Origin of the sequence: Phenylobacterium sp. NIBR 498073 (genome assembly GCF_027286305.1) — a bacterium.
GTDB lineage: Bacteria > Pseudomonadota > Alphaproteobacteria > Caulobacterales > Caulobacteraceae > Phenylobacterium.
Genome location: NZ_CP114599.1, coordinates 2,127,791 through 2,144,954, shown reverse-complemented (window position 1 = coordinate 2,144,954; position 17,164 = coordinate 2,127,791). Strand labels below are relative to the sequence as shown.

At 69.3% G+C, this 17,164-nt stretch carries 17 protein-coding genes and 1 tRNA gene; 7 read left to right on the top strand and 11 right to left on the bottom strand.

Annotated elements, in window-relative coordinates; genetic code table 11:
• Positions 1-32: 32 nt before the first annotated feature.
• The 3 genes from O4N75_RS10735 to O4N75_RS10725 form a co-directional block, all read right to left on the bottom strand.
• Positions 33-389, bottom strand: coding sequence for a DUF6285 domain-containing protein (locus tag O4N75_RS10735; protein WP_269629326.1), 357 nt, complete (start codon positions 387-389; stop codon positions 33-35).
• Complete coding sequence (locus O4N75_RS10730) at positions 386-1,375, bottom strand: phosphotransferase family protein (RefSeq protein ID WP_269629325.1); 990 nt, start codon at positions 1,373-1,375, stop codon at positions 386-388. The genes O4N75_RS10735 and O4N75_RS10730 overlap by 4 nt, the downstream gene beginning before the upstream one ends.
• A gap of 75 nt (positions 1,376-1,450) precedes the next feature.
• Positions 1,451-2,005, bottom strand: a complete 555-nt coding sequence (locus O4N75_RS10725; RefSeq protein WP_269629324.1) for a hypothetical protein — start codon at positions 2,003-2,005, stop codon at positions 1,451-1,453.
• A gap of 164 nt (positions 2,006-2,169) precedes the next feature.
• Between O4N75_RS10725 and O4N75_RS10720 the strand changes: the two genes are divergently transcribed.
• Positions 2,170-3,462, top strand: coding sequence for an acyl-CoA dehydrogenase (locus O4N75_RS10720; RefSeq protein WP_269629323.1), 1,293 nt, complete (start codon positions 2,170-2,172; stop codon positions 3,460-3,462).
• An 18-nt stretch (positions 3,463-3,480) separates the two neighbouring features.
• Here the strand turns inward: O4N75_RS10720 and O4N75_RS10715 are convergent, their stop codons facing one another.
• Positions 3,481-4,890 (bottom strand): Mur ligase family protein, encoded by a 1,410-nt coding sequence (locus O4N75_RS10715; RefSeq protein ID WP_269629322.1) that lies wholly within the window; start codon positions 4,888-4,890, stop codon positions 3,481-3,483.
• A gap of 280 nt (positions 4,891-5,170) precedes the next feature.
• On the opposite strand from O4N75_RS10715, the gene O4N75_RS10710 reads away from it, so the two are divergent.
• Positions 5,171-5,246 (top strand) — tRNA-Asn (locus O4N75_RS10710).
• A 56-nt stretch (positions 5,247-5,302) separates the two neighbouring features.
• Here O4N75_RS10710 and O4N75_RS10705 read toward each other — a convergent pair.
• Complete coding sequence (locus O4N75_RS10705; protein ID WP_269629321.1) at positions 5,303-5,557, bottom strand: hypothetical protein; 255 nt, start codon at positions 5,555-5,557, stop codon at positions 5,303-5,305.
• Positions 5,558-5,894: 337 nt separating this feature from the next.
• Between O4N75_RS10705 and O4N75_RS10700 the strand changes: the two genes are divergently transcribed.
• Positions 5,895-6,500: a peptidylprolyl isomerase gene (locus O4N75_RS10700; protein ID WP_269629320.1), complete on the top strand. Its 606-nt coding sequence runs from the start codon at positions 5,895-5,897 to the stop codon at positions 6,498-6,500.
• On the opposite strand, the gene O4N75_RS10695 is transcribed toward O4N75_RS10700, so the two are convergent.
• The gene (locus O4N75_RS10695) at positions 6,497-8,179 is read right to left on the bottom strand and encodes a hypothetical protein (protein ID WP_269629319.1); all 1,683 of its coding nucleotides are present in this window, start codon (positions 8,177-8,179) and stop codon (positions 6,497-6,499) included. The two genes, O4N75_RS10700 and O4N75_RS10695, sit on opposite strands and share 4 nt — an antisense overlap.
• Before the next feature lie 68 nt (positions 8,180-8,247).
• Positions 8,248-9,669: a PLP-dependent aminotransferase family protein gene (locus tag O4N75_RS10690; RefSeq protein WP_269629318.1), complete on the bottom strand. Its 1,422-nt coding sequence runs from the start codon at positions 9,667-9,669 to the stop codon at positions 8,248-8,250.
• A 100-nt stretch (positions 9,670-9,769) separates the two neighbouring features.
• Here O4N75_RS10690 and O4N75_RS10685 point away from each other — a divergent pair, with 100 nt between their 5' ends.
• Positions 9,770-10,630, top strand: a complete 861-nt coding sequence (locus O4N75_RS10685; protein WP_269629317.1) for a DMT family transporter — start codon at positions 9,770-9,772, stop codon at positions 10,628-10,630.
• Between the two features lie 19 nt (positions 10,631-10,649).
• Here O4N75_RS10685 and efp read toward each other — a convergent pair whose 3' ends face one another.
• Positions 10,650-11,216 (bottom strand): elongation factor P, encoded by a 567-nt coding sequence (gene efp / locus O4N75_RS10680; RefSeq protein ID WP_267229695.1) that lies wholly within the window; start codon positions 11,214-11,216, stop codon positions 10,650-10,652.
• Positions 11,217-11,363: 147 nt separating this feature from the next.
• Here efp and epmA point away from each other — a divergent pair, with 147 nt between their 5' ends.
• The 3 genes from epmA to O4N75_RS10665 are packed head-to-tail and all read left to right on the top strand — an operon-like array spanning position 11,364 to position 14,026.
• Complete coding sequence (gene epmA / locus O4N75_RS10675; RefSeq protein ID WP_269629316.1) at positions 11,364-12,416, top strand: EF-P lysine aminoacylase EpmA; 1,053 nt, start codon at positions 11,364-11,366, stop codon at positions 12,414-12,416.
• 44 nt (positions 12,417-12,460) lie between these two features.
• A complete protein-coding gene (locus O4N75_RS10670; RefSeq protein WP_269629315.1) occupies positions 12,461-13,495 on the top strand; it encodes a lysine-2,3-aminomutase-like protein in 1,035 nt (344 codons plus the stop codon).
• A 57-nt stretch (positions 13,496-13,552) separates the two neighbouring features.
• Positions 13,553-14,026, top strand: a complete 474-nt coding sequence (locus O4N75_RS10665; protein ID WP_269629314.1) for a hypothetical protein — start codon at positions 13,553-13,555, stop codon at positions 14,024-14,026.
• 22 nt (positions 14,027-14,048) lie between these two features.
• On the opposite strand, the gene O4N75_RS10660 is transcribed toward O4N75_RS10665, so the two are convergent.
• The 3 genes from O4N75_RS10660 to O4N75_RS10650 all read right to left on the bottom strand — a co-directional run bounded on the left by O4N75_RS10660 (position 14,049) and on the right by O4N75_RS10650 (position 17,095).
• Positions 14,049-15,683: an NAD(P)/FAD-dependent oxidoreductase gene (locus O4N75_RS10660; RefSeq protein WP_269629313.1), complete on the bottom strand. Its 1,635-nt coding sequence runs from the start codon at positions 15,681-15,683 to the stop codon at positions 14,049-14,051.
• A 189-nt stretch (positions 15,684-15,872) separates the two neighbouring features.
• The gene (locus tag O4N75_RS10655) at positions 15,873-16,688 is read right to left on the bottom strand and encodes an SDR family oxidoreductase (RefSeq protein WP_269629312.1); all 816 of its coding nucleotides are present in this window, start codon (positions 16,686-16,688) and stop codon (positions 15,873-15,875) included.
• Positions 16,655-17,095 carry a VOC family protein gene (locus tag O4N75_RS10650; protein ID WP_269629311.1) on the bottom strand — a complete coding sequence of 147 codons (441 nt, stop codon included), beginning with the start codon at positions 17,093-17,095 and terminating at the stop codon, positions 16,655-16,657. Before O4N75_RS10650 ends, O4N75_RS10655 begins: the two co-directional genes overlap by 34 nt.
• Positions 17,096-17,164 lie beyond the last annotated feature (69 nt).

Sequence of the window (17,164 nt, the reverse complement as noted above, 5' to 3'; positions counted from 1 at the left end):
ACGCCCCCGGCCGCCAGGGTGGGAATCACCGCTCAGCCCGGCTCTGGCGCATAACTCGGCTGATCGATGGCGATCTGCTCGGTGATGTTCGCCCGCAGCGCCGCCAGCAGCCCCGGCGTGGCGGCGTCCATCTCGCCCGACCGCAGGCGGGCGCAGAGCTCGGCGTTCAGTTCGGCCAGCGATCCGGAGCGCCCCAGGAGCGCGCCGAGCCGCTCGACCGCCGCGGCCTCGGCCGCCGGCCCCTGCTGCAATTCGCGCCGCACGACGCCCAGGGCGTTGGCGGCGACCCGGGCCAGGAAGGCGTCACGCGGAGCGAGTTGGGGGCGGACGCTGTCGATCCAGCGGGCCACGGCCTCGACCAGCTCCTCGGCTTTCGGATGTTCGATCACAGGCCGTTCTCCAGCAGGGTCACCAGGTCGATCTCGGTCTCGGACACCCTACGGCCGATCATCGGGCGCTCGACCGAGCTTTCGGCGCCGTTGGCGTAGCTGGCGTACATCATCAGGCACATGACGCCCCACTTCAGCGAGCCCAGCGCCTGCCAGTAGAGCACCCGTGACAGCGGGATCTCCGCGCCCCCGCCGGCGACGTAGCCGGCCAGCAGGTCCTCGTAGCGGCCGAAGCCGCCGACCGGCAGGTCGGCGCGGCCGAAGCGCCAGGAATTGACGCAAATCCAGCCCAGGTCCTCGGCCGGGTCGCCGCAGTGCGACAGCTCCCAGTCCAGCACCGCGCTGACCCCGCGCTCCGAATCGATCATCAGATTGCCGTTCCGGAAGTCGCCGTGCAGCAGCACCGGCGCGCGCGGCGGCGGGGCAATCTTCTTCAGGTGCTGGAATGCCAGTTCCAGGATCGGCCGCTCGGCCCCGGACTTGCGGTAGACCTCCTCGTAGCGGGCCAGCTCCTCCAGGGCGTCGACGGTCTTCAGGCCGGGCGGCGGCGGCGCGGCGTGGATCTGGGCGAGGATCTCGCCGCACTGGCGGGCGAGTTTCGGGCGCACCGCCTCGAAGCGGGGGTCGGAGACGATCTTGCGGCCCAGGGTCTCGCCGGCCACCCGGCGGGTGATGTGCGCTTCGCCCAGGCCGTCGGCGGGACGAGCCAGGTGGACCAGCTGCGCCACCGGCGCCCCGGCCGCATGCGCGGCGGTGATCAGCGCCGCCTCGGTGGCCAGCGACACCGAGCGCCCCTCCTCCGGCGCCATCGGCGCGGTGCGGCGGCGCAGGACCAGCTCGTCGCGCCCGCCGGGGCCGACCAGCACGAAGGCCCAGGTCTCCATGCTGGCGCCGCCCGAGAGGCGCTGCAGGCCCTCGACGCTCGCGCCCTCGCCGGCCAGTTCCGGCGCCAGCCGTTGCAGCCCTTCCAGCACCTGATCGGACATCCGCCGCGCAGCCTCCCTTGGCCTTTTGCGCGATCTGGGCGGGGTTTTACGCTGCTGTAAACGGCTCTCGCCGCGTCAACCGTCGTTGAAAATCCAGTTCACCCCGCCGGCTGCCGTAAGGTTGAGGGCGCCGCCGGAGAGCCGGTAGCCGTAACTCTCGCTGGCCGGGGCCTTGGCGCCGCGCGAGGCCTTGGCCGGGTCGCAGCTGTCGCGCGAGCTCTGGACGCCGCCGGTGACGTCGAACACCAGGCGGTCGCCCTCGGCGCGGACCCGGCCGGTTTTCTCTTCGCGGATCAGCAGCTTGCAGCCGGCGTTTTGCGCCGAGACCGGGCGGGTCTTGTCGATCGTCCAGGTGAAGGCGCCGTCGGGCCGAATCACCAGCGACATCGCGCGCTGGGTGCGCATCGGCACGAACTCGCTCTGCAGGGTCGTGGTGGTCGCATTGCCGCCGTAGCCGCTCGTGCCAAGGACCATGCCGGTGGCCGACATGCTGGGGGCGATCTTGAGCTTGGGAACCAAGGTCAGTTCCTGGCCGTCGGACTTCTGGGACCAGGACCCGGCCGGAACCCCGGCGAGGGCCGGCGCGGCGAGACAGAGCGACGCCAGCGCGCCGAGCAGGATGAGACGCATGCGGACCTCCAGGTGGACTTGAGGCCCGGCTAGCGACCGCCGGCCCGCCATACGAGGCGCCTGCGACCGGTCGCGCCGGCCGGTCGACGGATCGATCAAATCCCCCTGACCCGGCGGAAGCGCAGACCTGGGTTAGGCTGCTTCGCAAAACAGGGAGAGACGCGATGGATTTCAGCCTGCCGCCCGAACTGGCCGCCTATCTGGACGAGCTGGACGCCTTCATCGAGGCCAAGATCAAGCCGCTGGAGAACCAGGACGACAACATCCGGTTCTTCGACCATCGCCGCGAGTACGAGCGCACCGACTGGGACGCCGGCGGCCTGCCGAAGAAGGAGTGGGAGGAGTTGCTGGCCAAGGCCCGCAAGCTGGCCGACGAGGCCGGACACCTGCGCTACGCCTGGCCCAAGGAGATGGGCGGCAAGGCCGGCACCAACCTCGACATGGCGGTGATCCGCGAGCATCTGGCGGCCAATGGGCTGGGCCTGCACAACGACCTGCAGAACGAGCACTCGATCGTCGGCAACAACCCTTTCATCCTGATGTTCAAGGAGTTCGCGACGAACGCTCAGTACGAGCGCGACGCCGACAAGCTGCTCAGCGGCGGGATGCGGACGATCTTCGGCCTGACCGAGCCGAACCACGGCTCGGACGCGACCTTCATGGAAACCCGCGCCGTGCGCCAGGACCGCGACGGCCAGCCCGGCTGGCTGATCAACGGCGAAAAAATGTGGTCGACGGGCATGCACGTGGCGACCCACTGCATGGTGTTCGCGCGCACCAGCGGCCAGGACGGCGACGCCACGGGGATCACCTGCTTCATCGTGCCGGCCGACACCCCCGGGGTGAAGGTCGAGGAATGGTTGTGGACCTTCAACATGCCGACCGACCACCCGCGGGTCAGCTTCACCGACGTGTGGATCCCCGAGGACAGCTATTGGGGCCAGATCGACCGCGGCCTGGGTCTGGGCCAATCGTTCGTGCACCAGAACCGTATCCGCCAGGCGGCCTCCTCGCTGGGCGCGGCGGTCTACTGCATCGAGGAGAGCGTCAAGTACGCCCGCGCCCGCAAGCCGTTCGGCAAGGCCCTGGCCGAGAACCAGGCCATCCAGTGGCCGCTGGTCGAGCTGGCCACCCAGGCCGAGATGCTGCGCCTGCTGATCCGCAAGACCGCCTGGGACATGGACCGCATGCCGCACAAGGAGGTCGAGAAGCAGCTCTCCGACAAGGTGTCGATGTGCAACTATTGGGCTAACCGGCTGGTCTGCGAGGCCGCCGACCGGGCGATGCAGGTGCATGGCGGCATCGGCTATTCGCGCCACAAGCCGTTCGAGCACATCTATCGCCACCACCGCCGATACCGGATCACCGAGGGCAGCGAGGAAATCCAGATGCGCAAGGTCGCCGCCTTCCTGTTCGGCTACCTCGGCCCGCGCCGGGCGCAGTTCAAGGAGGCCTGAGGCCAGCGTTCGACCGCTTCAGGCGTAGGCAGGTGCGCCGTAGAGGCGGTCGAACAGCCCCGGCAGGCTGTCGGGCAGGCCCAGCAGCGGCCCGGAGGACAGCAGCAGCACGACTTCGTCGCCGCGCAGATGGGACAAGGCCTGGGTGGCCGCCTGGGCGTCGGCGACGCCTTCGACGGCGATGCCGGTCGCCCGGGCGCGGGCCAGGATCTCTTCGAAGGTCGACTGGTGGTGGCTGCCGGCGCCGTGCACCGGCGGCGGACAGATCAGCACCCGCGAAGCGCCCTCAAACACCGTGTCGTACCAAGGCAGAGCATCCCGGCTGCGCCAGCTGAAGGTGTGCGGCTCGAACACCACGACCAGCGGGCGGTCCGGATAGTGCAGCCGCATGGCCTCGATCGCCGAATGGGCCTTTTCATACGAGCTGCCGAAGCCCTCGATCACCGGAATGCGCGAGGTGAGCGTCAGGCGGTCCAGGCGGCGGCGGATGCCGGCGAAGCTGGCCACGCCCGCGGCCAGCGCCGCCTCCGCGACCAGGCCGCGCTCGAGCAAGTAGGCCGCGACGCCGACGACGTTCTCGACGTTGTGGGCGCCGAGCAGCTGGGTGGTCAGCGCGAGCGTCCGTCCGCCGGGCCCGATGAGATCGAAGGTGGTGGTTTCGCCAAACGCCACATTGGCCGCGTACCAGCCGTCGCAGGGGCTGGTGTCGTACCAGACGACGCGCGCGGCGGTCTCGCCGGCCACGGCCCGCGTCGCCGGATGCTCGCGCATCACGGCCAGCCCGTCGGCGGGGAGCCTGCGCAGCAGGGTTCGGAACGGCGCCTCGTACGCCTCGAAGGTCGGGAAGACGTTGACGTGGTCATGGACCAGCGAGGTCAGCAGCAGGTGGCTTGGGTGGTAGAGCTCGAACTTGGAGCGCGTGTCCGCCGAGGAGACGATGTACTCGTCGCCTTCCAGCACGACTTCGCCCGCGCCCCACTGGCCGGTCGCCGGCAGCGAGGGCGAGATGGCGCCGACCATCCAGCCGGGACTCGCCCCGGCTTGGTGCAGCACGTGCGCCATCAGGGCCGTGCAGGTGGACTTGCCGAACGATCCGGCGACGACGGTGACCGCCCGCTCGCGAGTCGCCTCGCCCAGCATTTCGGCGAAGGTGGTGACCCGCACGCCGCGGGCGCGGGCGGCGATCACCTCGGGATTGGTCTCGGCGCCGAGCTTGGCGCTGGTCCCCAGAACCAGCACGTCGAGGTCGTCCGGAAGGTTGGCCGTATCGAATCGACGGTGGAACGGAAAGCCCAGCCCCTCGACATAGGTCGACATCGGCGGAAAGACGTCTTCGTCCGATCCGGAGATCTCGTGGCCCGCATCGCGCATCATCAGGGCCACGGCGCTCATGCCCGCCCCAGCTATGCCGGTGAAATGGATACGCATTTCCGCCCTAGATCTCACGATTTCGCCCCTGGTAGCGGCGAGCGCGCAGCCCGTCGAGAGGTCGCGGCGTCGCGCCTGCCCATTGGCGGCCATGAGCGTTAATCGCCACTTAACCATCAAAGCGGGACCATGACGGCGTCTTCCTTGAAGACACCCCACCATCACCGAACTTCGTTTCAAGCCCGGCTCCGGCCGGGCTCTTTTTTTGCTCTGTGGACAAAGTCGATTTGAGCGCTTGCACACCCGGCCAGTGCTGGGTATATCGCCGCCTCCAACGTGATCCCCGATAGCTCAGTTGGTAGAGCAGTCGGCTGTTAACCGACTTGTCGCAGGTTCGAGTCCTGCTCGGGGAGCCACTTGGATTTCGGGCGCAGAGCCGCCCTCCTCCACAAATCCCATGACACCGGACGGTTCAGCAGCCCGCGCGCCGCAGCAGCGCCGCCAGCAGCACCAGAGCCGGCACGGCTCCCACCGCCCGCACTTTACCCATCGTCACGGTGAAACGCGCCGCCCGTCGTTTCACCCCCTCGGGCGACGGATCGATCGACCACGCCGCACCGCGAGGCAGCAACCGGCCCGCCAGGGCCTTGGCGAGCCGGTAGTCACCGAGCAGGGCGAGGTTCAAGGAGACCTGATCGGCCGTATCCAGCGCCAGCAGGCCAGCCAAACGCCCAGCCAAGAGAACCGCCTCGCTCCTGAGCAGCGGTCTGGATGCGCCCTCAAGGTAACCAGCAAGGCTAAGGGCGTCAGCTGGTCCCTCTTCACGCATAACTCGAAATCCAACTACGCAAACATGACAACCGATCGCCGGCACGGTGGACACAATGCCTGGCGACAACAGCAATATGCATTTCACGCGTGACAATTTGGATTGTCATCGTCGAACACTCCCGCGGAACGTCGTCCTGAACATTTGCCAATATTGTCGGCAAACGCCCTGTGACGGCCGCGTTGGCCGTGCGAACGACCGGCGCTAAGCTGCACGCTAAACCGGGAGCCAGGCGATGAAGCGACGCGTGTTTCTAGGGGCGATGGCCGCGCTGGCGGCCGCGCCGGCCGCCGCCCAGTCGGCCGCGGGTCCGGTGAAGGTGCGCCTGGACACCGCTGACGGCCCCATCGTGCTGGAGCTCTATCCGGACAAGGCGCCGATCACGGCGGGCAACTTCCTGCGCTATGTCGACGAGAAGCGCTTCGACGGCGCGACCTTCTATCGGGCGTCCAAGGTTCCCAACGCCCCCGAATACGGCCTGGTGCAGGGCGGCGTTCAGAACGATCCCAAACGCGTGCTGAAACCGATCGCCCACGAGCCGACGACCAAGACCGGCCTGTCGCATGTCGACGGCGCGATCTCGATGGGGCGCACGAGCCCAGGAACCGCCACCTCGGACTTCTTCATCTGCGTCGGCGACATGACCTATATGGACGCCGATCCCAAGCAGCCGGGCGACAACCTCGGCTTCGCCACCTTCGGCAAGGTGGTCGAGGGCATGGACACGGTGAAACAGATCCTAGCCGCCCCCACCTCCCCCACCGCCGGCGAAGGCGTAATGAAGGGCGAGATGCTGGCCAAGCCGGTGAAGATCATCACCGCGCGGCGGGTGGCTACCTAGACCGAGACTATCCACTCGCCCGTGAGATTGGCGTCCGAGCGCCCCACCAGAATGATCTGACCGCCGCCGCCCAGGCTGATCACGACATCCCCGTCGACGTTCGCTACGGCATAGGCGCCGCCCCCGCCGATCGCGACGCGATCGCCCTCGGCGCGGTTGAAGTCGAGGATCCGGTCGATCCCCGCGCCATCGAATGCGTAGAAGGTGTCAGCGCCGCTGCCGCCGCTGAGCGTGTCGTCGCCCCGATCGCCGGAGAGGAAATCCGCCCCCGCCCCGCCAGAGAGCGAGTCGTCGTCCTGGCCGCCGAGCATCGTGTCAGCGTCGTCGCCCCCAAGGAGCAGGTCGCGCCCCATGTTTCCATAGATGAGATCGTTCCCGGCCTGGCCGTAGAGTCTGTCGTCGTGCTGGCCGCCGACCACCCAATCGTCGCCCTGGCCTCCGAAGAGCACGTCGGCCCCCATGTTGCCATGCATGTCGTCGGCCCCGTCGTCGCCCGACAGGCTGTCGTCTCCGGCCTCTCCCCGAAGGAAGTCGTTCCCCGAACCGCCAAGGATCGTGTCGGCGCCGTCCCCGGCCAGGATGCGGTCCATGCCGCCGGCGCCGGAGAGCGTATTGGCCGCCGCATTGCCGATGATGGTGTCCGCCCCCTTGCCGGCAGCGACGTCCTCAATGGTCGTGCTGTACGCGATCCCCAGGTTGTCGCGGCCGGTGTAGAGAATGCCGTGGGCCTCGGCGTTATCGTAGGTTCCCGCGATCCGGTCGGCGAAGTTGGGAAGTCTCGCCGTCCAGAAGGCCTGCTGGGCCTCGCGGGTATAGATCGCGATGCTGCTGTAGGCTCCGGGGGTCAGATCTATGAACGACGGTCGGCTGTGCGCCGAGAGGTCAATCCGATCGACGCCGCCCGCGTCGTAAATCGAGGTCAGGAACGGGACCTTCTCGTCCCAGCTGTAGGTGTCGGCGCCCGCCGCCGTCGCCGGGTTGGCGCCGTAGAGCGACTGCAGCGCCAGAATGTCGAACACCATCGGCTGATCGACGAGCAGGCTCTCTCCGCGGGTCAGCAGGCCATCGCCATACCAATAGAAGCTGTAGGTCTCGACATCCTTGGCGAGCGTGTAGGACATCACCGAGTAGCGGGTGGAATCGAACTGCGCCGGCAACGGCGACGCGCCTTCAAAGGGGTGATCCAGCCCCAGCGCATGGCCGAACTCATGCAGCACCGTGGGCATGACGCGCTCGCCCTTCACGAAGTCCCACCCCACCTTGAGGGAGGTCTCCGCGTAGTCGACGTTGATCCAAATGTCCCCGTGCCCGGGCTCGGCGGCCTGGTCGATAGCGGGCGGCGGCGTCGCGTATCCGCCCCACGGATCGGCATCAACGAACGCAACGCGGATGTCGCCCGGCTGCAGCACATCGTCGGTTTCCCGGAGCGGCGTAGCGATCAGGCGCTCGTAGCTCGCGACGAACGACCGAAAGACGTCGGCCTGGCCATCGGTCAGGAACCCGAAGCCCGGCCGCCAGGGCTCATTACCCCAATACTCCTTCCACTCGCTGCCCAGATACGGATAGCCCGGCCAGGTGCTCGACGGTCCAGGAATGCTGAAGGTGATGACCGGGCCAGACCACTTCGCGTTGTCGAAGAGCATCCAATCGAGAACTTGCTGGACGGTCGGGCTGGCCATGCTTCCCTTCACAACAGGAGCGAGCAGTTACGCGCGCACGCCACCATTAGTCGCGATGCCGATGAAGCTCAACCCGCTGGCCGCGGCGTCGCCATCGGCGGGGAGCCCCGCGCCGACCGCATCGCCACGTCGAGCACCTCGTAGATGCGTCGGTCGCCTGACTGGGCGGCGTTGAAGCGCAGGTGGTCGCGCCAGCCGCGCGAGGCGCTGAACGCCTCGCCCGGGGCCAGCACGACGCCGTGGGCTAGGGCGTGCTGGGCGACCGCGCCGGCGTCCAGGCCGTCCGGCAACCGCATCCAGAGGAAGATCCCGGCGGCCGGCTCGATCCAGGGCGTGAGCCCCAGCGGCCGCAGGCGCGCCAGGGTCTCGCCGCGGGCGCGGGCCAGCCGCTCGCGCAGGGCGGCGAGGTAGCGGCGATAGGCGCCGTCGGCGAGGATCGCATGGGTCAGGTCCGCCGCCAGCCCGCCGCCGCCGAACGAGGTCGCCACCTTGAGGTCGATCAGCCCCTCGACCCACTCCGCGCGGGCGGCGACGAAGCCGCAGCGCCCGGCCGCCGACAGGGTCTTGGAGAAACTGCCGATCACCACCACCCGCTCCAGACCGTCGAACGCCGCCAGGCGCGGCGAGGCCTCGGTCTCCAGGTCGGCATAGACGTCATCCTCGACGATCAGCAGGTCATGCCGCTCGGCGAGCTTGAGCAAGCGATGGGCGGTCACCGCCGACAGCGTGCCGCCGGTCGGGTTCTGGGGCCCTGAATTGGTGATGTAGAGGCGCGGCCGGCGGGCGGTCAGCAACTGCTCGAACTGTTCAAGGTCCGGGCCGCCCTGGGTCCAGGGCACGCCCGCCACCTCGACCCGATGCGCGCGCAGCAGGGCGTGGAAATTGAAATAGCAGGGATCGTCGACCAGGACCGTGTCGCCCGGCTCCAGCAGGAAGCGACAGACCAGGTCCAGCGCCTGGACGCCGGACTCGGTCAGCATGACCTGGCCGGGCGGCGCCTCCAGGCCGTAGGCGGCGAGCCGGAGCGACAGGTGCTGGCGCATGGCCGGCGCGCCGAGCGGGGGGCTGTAGTCGGTCAGGTTGGCCTGCCTACTGCGCGCCAGCCCCCGCAGGGCCCGGCGCACCGCCTCGTCGGGCATCCAGTCAGCGGGCAGCCAGCCGCACCCCGGCTTGAGCGCCCCGGGAGCCGCCTCCAGCGACTGGCGCGACACCCATAGCGGATCAATCGAGCGGTCGAGCTGCGGCGCCAGCTCGGCCAGGGCCAGCGGCGGCGCGCGGCCGGCCACATAGAAGCCCGAGCCGCGCCGGGCCTGCAGGACGCCCTCGGCCGCCAGCCGGTCGTAGGCCTCCGCCACCGTCGACTTGGCGACGCCGCTGGCCGCGGCCAGGGCGCGGATCGACGGCGCCTTGGCGCCGGGCTGCAGCGTTCGCGCCGCGATCCGCTCGCGTATGCCGCCCATCACCGCCTCGACCCGACCGCCGCGCGCCATCTGTCCTGCCAATTATCCAGTACAGTTTTGCCAAACTGTATCTCACCGTACCTGTCCAGGCGAGCGCCCGCTCCCTAGTCCTGCCTCCCTGGAGGCGACCATGGACGACAAGACGAGAGGCTGGATCGACGGACTTCTGGGGGTGGTGATCTTTTCCGGATCCCTGCCCGCCACGCGGGTGGCGGTGGCTGAGATCGACCCGCTGTTCCTGACGGCGGCGCGGGCGGTGATCGCCGGGACCCTGGCGCTGGGCCTGCTGAGCGTCATGCGCGCGCCGCGACCGACGCGCCGCGACCTCGCGGCCCTGGCGCTCGTGGCGTCCGGGGTCGTGGCGGGCTTCCCGCTGCTGACCGCGATCGCCCTGCGCGAGATCACCGCGGCCCACTCGATCGTGTTCATCGGGCTGCTGCCCATGGCCACGGCGCTGTTCGCGGTGGTCCGGGCCGGCGAGCGCCCGAGCCGGTCGTTCTGGGCCTTTGCCGGCCTTGGGGCGGCGCTGGTGGCCGTCTTCGCTCTCACCCGCGGCGTGGAAGGCTCGCTGAGCGGCGACCTCCTGATGGTCGCGGCGGTTGCGGTCTGCGGGCTCGGCTATGCGGAGGGCGGGCGCCTGTCGCGCACCCTGGGCGGCTGGCAGGTGATCTGCTGGGCGCTGGTCATCGCCCTGCCCGCCATGGCCGCGCTGGGGCTGGCGACGTGGCCGGCCGACCTGGCGCAGGTCAGCGCGCGCGGCTGGACGGGCCTGGCCTACGTTTCGCTGTTCAGCATGCTGATCGGATTTGTCTTCTGGTACCGCGGCCTGGCGCTGGGCGGGGTGGCGGCGGTGGGCCAGCTGCAGCTGCTGCAGCCGCTGATGGGCCTGGGCCTGGCGGCCTGGCTGCTGGGCGAGCCGGTCGGCTGGTCCATGGCGGCTGTAACCGCCGGGGTCGTGCTGTGCGTGGCGGGGGCCAAGCGCTTCGCCTGATCCCCGCCGCGCGGAAGTCTTAGTCCTTGGCGCGTTCCGAGTAGGTCCAGTCCTCGGTGAGGATGACCACGCGGGTGCCGGCGGCGATGTACGGCGGCACCATGATGCGCTCGCCGTTGGTCAGGATGGCCGGCTTGTAGGACGAAGAGGCGGTCTGCCCCTTCACCGACGGCTCCGTCTCGGCGATTTCGAAGATGACGGTGCGCGGCAGCTCCATGGCGATCGGAACGCCTTCGTGCACCGACAGGACGACCGTCAGGCCGTCGGTCAGCCACGGGGCGTTCTCGCCGACGGTTTCTTCCGAGACCACGACCTGATCGTAGGTCTCGGGCTGCATGAAGTGGTAGCCCTCGCCGTCCTGGTAGAGGAAGTTGTAGTTGCGGTCGTCGACGAAGGCGCGCTCGACCTGCTCGGTCGTGCGCCAACGCTCGGACACCTTCACGCCGTCGGCGATGCGGCGCATGTTGAGCTGGGTGACAGGGGTCCCCTTACCGGGGTGGATGTTTTCGGCGGTCAGGACGACATAGAGCTTGCCGTCCATGTCGACGACGGCGCCTTTCCTGAGCGAGCTGGCAGCGACCTTCACGTAAGTTCGTCCTCAAGCCTATTTTGGAGGGGCCGCCATCGACCCCCGCGCGATTCCGCCGAGCGGCGGTCTTGCCGCGCACCTATACGATGAAGGCGAAATTCGCCAGTCATGATCGAAATGGCCGCATAGAGGACGCCTGCGCCGATGACTTCTCAATCGCCCTGGTGGCGGGCCGACATCCACCAGGACCGACGGCCGTTCCTGCTGGCGCGAGGCGCGATCACCCGGGCCGCCCGCCGCTGGTTCGAGGACCGCGGCTTCACCGAGGTCGAGGGCGCGGCGCTGCAGGTCTCGCCCGGCAACGAAGCCCACCTGCACGCCTTCGCCACCGAAATCATCGGCAATTCTGGCGAGACCGCGCCGCTCTACCTGCACACCTCGCCCGAGTTCGCCTGCAAGAAGCTGCTGGCCGCGGGCGAGACGAGGATATTCGACTTCGCCCGGGTCTGGCGCAACCGCGAGCGCGGGCCGCTGCATCACCCTGAGTTCACCCTGCTGGAGTGGTACCGCACAGGCGAGCCCTACGAGCAACTGATGGCCGACTGCGCCGACCTGCTGCGGCTGGCGGCCGAGACGGCGGGGGCCAAGACCCTCTCCTATCGGCAGCTATCCAGCGACCCCTTCCAGGAACCCGAACGGTTGAGCCTGCAGGAGGCGTTTCAGCGGCACGCCGGCATCGACCTGCTGGCCACGGTGGCGACGGACGGGGCGACCGACCGCGACGGCCTGGCCGAGGCTGCGACGCGAGCCGGCGTGCGGATCGCCGACGACGACGTCTGGGCCGACATCTATTCGAAGGTGCTGGTCGAGAAGGTCGAGCCGAACCTGGGCATGGGCCGCCCGACCATCCTCTGCGAGTACCCGATCAGCGAGGCGGCCCTGGCCCGGCCCAAGGCGTCCGATCCGCGGGTGGCCGAGCGCTTCGAACTCTATGCCTGCGGGGTCGAGCTGGCCAACGCGTTCGGCGAGCTGACCGACCCGGTCGAGCAGCGGCGGCGGTTCCAGGCGGAGATGGACGAAAAGGCCCGCGTCTATGGCGAACGCTATCCGATCGACGAGGATTTCCTGGCCGCCCTGCCGCACATGCCGAGCGCCTGCGGCTCGGCGCTCGGCTTCGACCGGCTGGTGATGCTGGCGACCGGCGCGGCCCGCATCGAGCAGGTGGTCTGGACGCCGGTGGCCGATGTCGCGCGCTAGGCCGCATTTGCCCCCAGGCCCCGCATGAGCCATATGCGCGCGGGATGAGCACGCTTCGCAAACCGGGCGACCTGGTCGCCGCCGGGCTGGCGCCGCTGGAGCGGCTGCCGGAGCTTGAGCGCGTGGCCGCCCGCTATGCGCTAGCGATCACCCCGGACATGGCCGAGCTCATCGACCCGGCCGACCCGGCCGACCCGATCGCCCGCCAACTGATGCCGGACGCGGCCGAACTGGAGGCGACGCCCGAGGAGGACGCCGACCCGATCGGCGACTTCACCCACAGCCCGGTCGAGGGGATCGTCCACCGCTATCGCGACCGCGTCCTGCTGAAGCCGACCCACACCTGCGCGGTCTACTGCCGGTTCTGCTTCCGGCGCGAAATGGTCGGGCCCGAGGGGCTGTCGAACCTCACCGCCGCCCAGCTGGACGCCGCGTTCGCCTATATCGCCGAGCGACCGGAGATCTGGGAGGTCATCGTCACCGGCGGCGACCCGTTCGTGCTGTCGCCGCGGCGGCTGGCCGACATCTCGACCCGGCTGGCGGCCATCGAACACGTGAAAGTGGTGCGCTATCACACCCGCGTGCCGGTCGTGGATCCGGGCGCCGTCACCCACGAGCTGGTCACGGCGATCACCTGCGAAGGCAAGGCGGTCTATGTCGCCCTGCACGCCAATCACTCGCGCGAGCTGACCCCCGCCGCCCGCGCCGCCTGCGCCAGGATCATCGACGCCGGCCTGCCGATGCTGAGCCAGACCGTGCTGCTGAAGGGCGTCAACGACGATCCTGAGACGCTGGGCGCGCTGATGCGCAGCTTCGTCGAGAACCGGATCAGGCCCTATTACCTGCACCAGGGCGACCTGGCGCCGGGCACCAGCCACCAGCGGACCAGCATCGCGGAGGGCCGCGCGGTGATGCGGGCCCTGCGCGGGCGTTTTTCGGGCCTCTGCCAGCCGACCTACGTGCTCGATATCCCCGGCGGGCACGGCAAGGTCCCGGTCGGCCCCAACTATGTCGGCGAGACCAGCGTCGAGGATCCGAACGGGGTCAGCCATGCCTACCCCCCGAAGCGCCAAGATTGAGCGAACGCCGATCCTGAACTAGCGTCCCCTGCCAAGGCTGGTCGGGGAACGCAACTCGTGGCTTCGAAACGCTCAATCCTCACGGCCATCGTCCTCGGCGGAGTGGTCGCGGCCACGCTCGACATCGGCGCGGCCATGCTGATCAGCGGCGCCGGCCTGACCACCATCCTGCAGTTCATCGCCAGCGGCCTGATCGGCAAGGCGGCGTTCGACGGCGGGACCGCCACCGCGGTCCTGGGCGCGGCGCTGCAGGAAGCGATGGGGCTGATCATCGCCGCGGTCTTCGTGTCGGCCAGCCTGGCCGCACCGGTGCTGCGCCGGGCGTGGATCGCCGCCGGCCTGGCCTACGGCGTCGTCATCTACGGGGTCATGAACTACGTGGTCATGCCGCTGTCGGCGGTCGGCAGGGTTCCGACGTTCAGCCCCGAGGGCCTGATCAAGAACGGCCTGGCCATGCTGGCCTTCGGCCTGATCATCGCCTGGTTCGCCCAGCGGGGTCTGCAGGACGACGCCCCTAGAGGTCCTGCTTGAGGCCGGCGAGACGCGGCCGGGATCAAGCCGTAGCGGCCGGCCGGCCGTCCACGATGCTGCGCGCCACCGCCTCGGCGACCTTGATGCCGTCGATCGAGGCCGAGAGGATGCCGCCGGCGTAGCCCGCGCCCTCGCCGGCCGGATAGAGGCCGACGGTGTTGAGGCTCTGGAAGTCCTTGCCGCGAGTGATGCGGACCGGAGACGAGGTGCGGGTCTCCACGCCCGTCAGCACCGCGTCGGCGTGGTCGAAGCCGGGGATCTGGCGGGCGAAGGCCGGCAGCGCTTCGCGGATCGCGGCGATGGCGAAGTCCGGCAGGCAGGTCGACAGGTCGGTCGGGGTGACGCCAGGGCGGTAGGACGGCGCCACCTCGCCGAGGTCGGTCGACGGCTTGCCGGCCAGGAAGTCGCCGACCCGCTGGGCGGGCGCGGCATAGGTTTCGCCGCCGGCCACGAAGGCCTGGGATTCCCAGTGGCGCTGGAGTTCGATCCCGGCCAACGGATGGCCCGGATAGTCGCGTTCGGGCTCGATGCCGACGACGATGCCGGCGTTGGCGTTCCGCTCGTTGCGGGAATACTGACTCATGCCGTTGGTGACGACGCGGCCCGGCTCGGAGGCCGCGGCGACCACCGTGCCGCCCGGGCACATGCAGAAGCTGTAGACCGTCCGCCCGTTCGAGCAGTGGTGCGAGAGGCTGTAGGCAGCCGCGCCCAGGTCCTTGTGCCCGGCGTTGGTCCCGAACCGGGCGCGATCGATCCAGGACTGCGGGTGTTCGATACGGAAGCCGAGCGAGAACGGCTTGGCCTCGATGTGGACGCCGCGGTCGTAGAGCGCATGGAAGGTGTCGCGGGCGCTGTGGCCGAGGGCGAGGACGACGTGGTCGGCCTCGATGTAGCCGCCGCCCTGCAGGTGCAGACCGACGAGCCGGCGCTGGCCGCCCTCCAGCGCGATGTCGAAGTCCTCGACCTTGTGCTCGAAGCGGTATTCGCCGCCGAGCGCCTCGACCTTCTCGCGCATAGCCTCGACCATGGTCACCAGCCGGAAGGTGCCGACGTGGGGGTGGGCCTCGGTCAGGATCTCGGGCGGGGCGCCGGCGGCGACGAACTCGGTCAGCACCTTGCGGCTGAGGAAGCGCGGGTCCTTGATCTGGCTGTAGAGCTTGCCGTCGGAGAAGGTGCCGGCCCCGCCCTCGCCGAACTGGACGTTGGACTCGGGGTGCAGCTTGCTGCGCCGCCAGAGGTCCCAGGTGTCCTTGGTGCGCTGCCGCACGACCTTGCCGCGATCGACGATGATCGGCTTGAAGCCCATCTCGGCCAGGATCAGGCCGGCGAACAGGCCGCAGGGGCCGGCCCCGATCACCACCGGACGCTTGGCCAGATTCGCGGGCGCCTGGGCGACGTGGCGATAGGCCATGTCCGGCGTCGGCTGGACGTTGCGATCGCCGGCGTGGCGAGCGAGCACGGCCGCCTCGTCCTGCACCACCACGTCGACTGTGTAGACCATCAGGATCGCCGACTTGCGCCGCGCGTCGTTGGCGCGGCGAAAGATCTCGAACGAGACGAGCTCGGATTCGGGGCCGGCCAGCTTGGCCAGCACGGCGGCGCGCAGGTCCTCTTCCGGGTGGCCGAGAGGCAGCTTGATTTCGGTCAGTCGCAGCATTCGGGGCTTTTAGCCGGTCTAGGGAGGGAAGGAAGCGCGGGGATGCCTATCGATGTCATCCCGCCTTCAGCGCAGCTGAAGGCCGGGATCCATAAACACCCTGACTCGGAACGCCTCGCTCCGCGCGGCGCGTCGGCGCGAATGGATCCCGGACAAACCCTGCAGGCTTTCCGGGATGACGCTCGGTCTCTAGTCCGCGACCGGCACCGTGTAGTTCAGGGCCAGCCGGCCGCCGTCGGGATAGATGGTCTGACCGGTGATGTAGGAGCTGTCGTCGCTGGCCAGGAAGACGGCGACGCGGCCGATCTCGTCGGCCTCGCCGAAGCGGCCGAGCGGCGTGCGCTGCAGCACCCGGCGGCGAGCCTCATCGTCCTGCATCACCCCCTTCAGGATGTCGGTGACGATGGTGCCCGGCCCGATCGCGTTCACCCGCACGCCATGCGGCGCCAGGCCCAGGGCCATGGCCTTGGTCAGCTGCGCCAGGCCGCCCTTGGAGGTGACGTAGGCGATCTGGTTGGGGATAGCGAGCACTGCGTTGATCGAGGACATGTTGATGATCGAGCCCCTGATCTTGGCGTCGACCATGTGGCGGGCCACGGTCTGGCCGACCACGAACGGGGCGCGCAGGTTCACCGCCATAACCCGGTCGAAGTCCTCCAGCTCGGCGTCGAGGATGTCGCCAGCGACCAGCATGCCGGCGTTGTTGACCAGCACGTCGATCTTGCCCAGCAGCGCCGCGGCCCGGATCACCGCCATGCGCGCGGCCTCGGCGTCGGCGAGGTCGCAGGCCAGGGCGTGAACTTGCCGCCCGCTGTCGCGGGCCAGGTCCTGCGCCGCAGCCACGACCCGCGCCTCGTCGAGGTCGAGCAGCACGAGGTCGCAACCCTCGGCGGCAAAGGCCCGGGCGCAGCCCAGGCCGATGCCCCCGGCCGCGCCGGTGACGAGCGCCGAGCGCCCGGAAAGGCGGCCGCTCACCACGACCCCGTGTTCGGCATCGAGGCCCACGGCTCGGCCGGCTCCTTGCGCGGACCGGCTTGCAGCAGCTCGATCGAAATGCCGTCGGGGGAACGCACGAAGGCCATGTGGCCGTCGCGCGGCGGGCGGTTGATGGTCACCCCGCCGTCGGCCAGGCGCTGGCAGGTCGCGTAGATGTCGTCGACGGCGTAGGCCAGGTGGCCGAAGTTGCGACCGCCCTGATAGTCCTCCGGATCCCAATTGTAGGTCAGCTCGACCATCGGGGCCTTGGCGGCCAGGGCCGCCTCGCGGTCGGCGGGGGCGCAGAGGAACACCAGGGTGAATCGTCCCCCCTGGTTCTCGGTGCGGGAGACTTCGACCAAGCCCAGCTTGTTGCAGTAGAAGTCCAGAGAAACGTCGAGGTCGGTCACCCGAACCATGGTGTGCAGGTATTTCACGGCGGCGTACTTTCCTTGCAGGCGGCGGATATTGGAGCGCCCGCGGCGTTAAAGAGCAAGCAAGGCCAT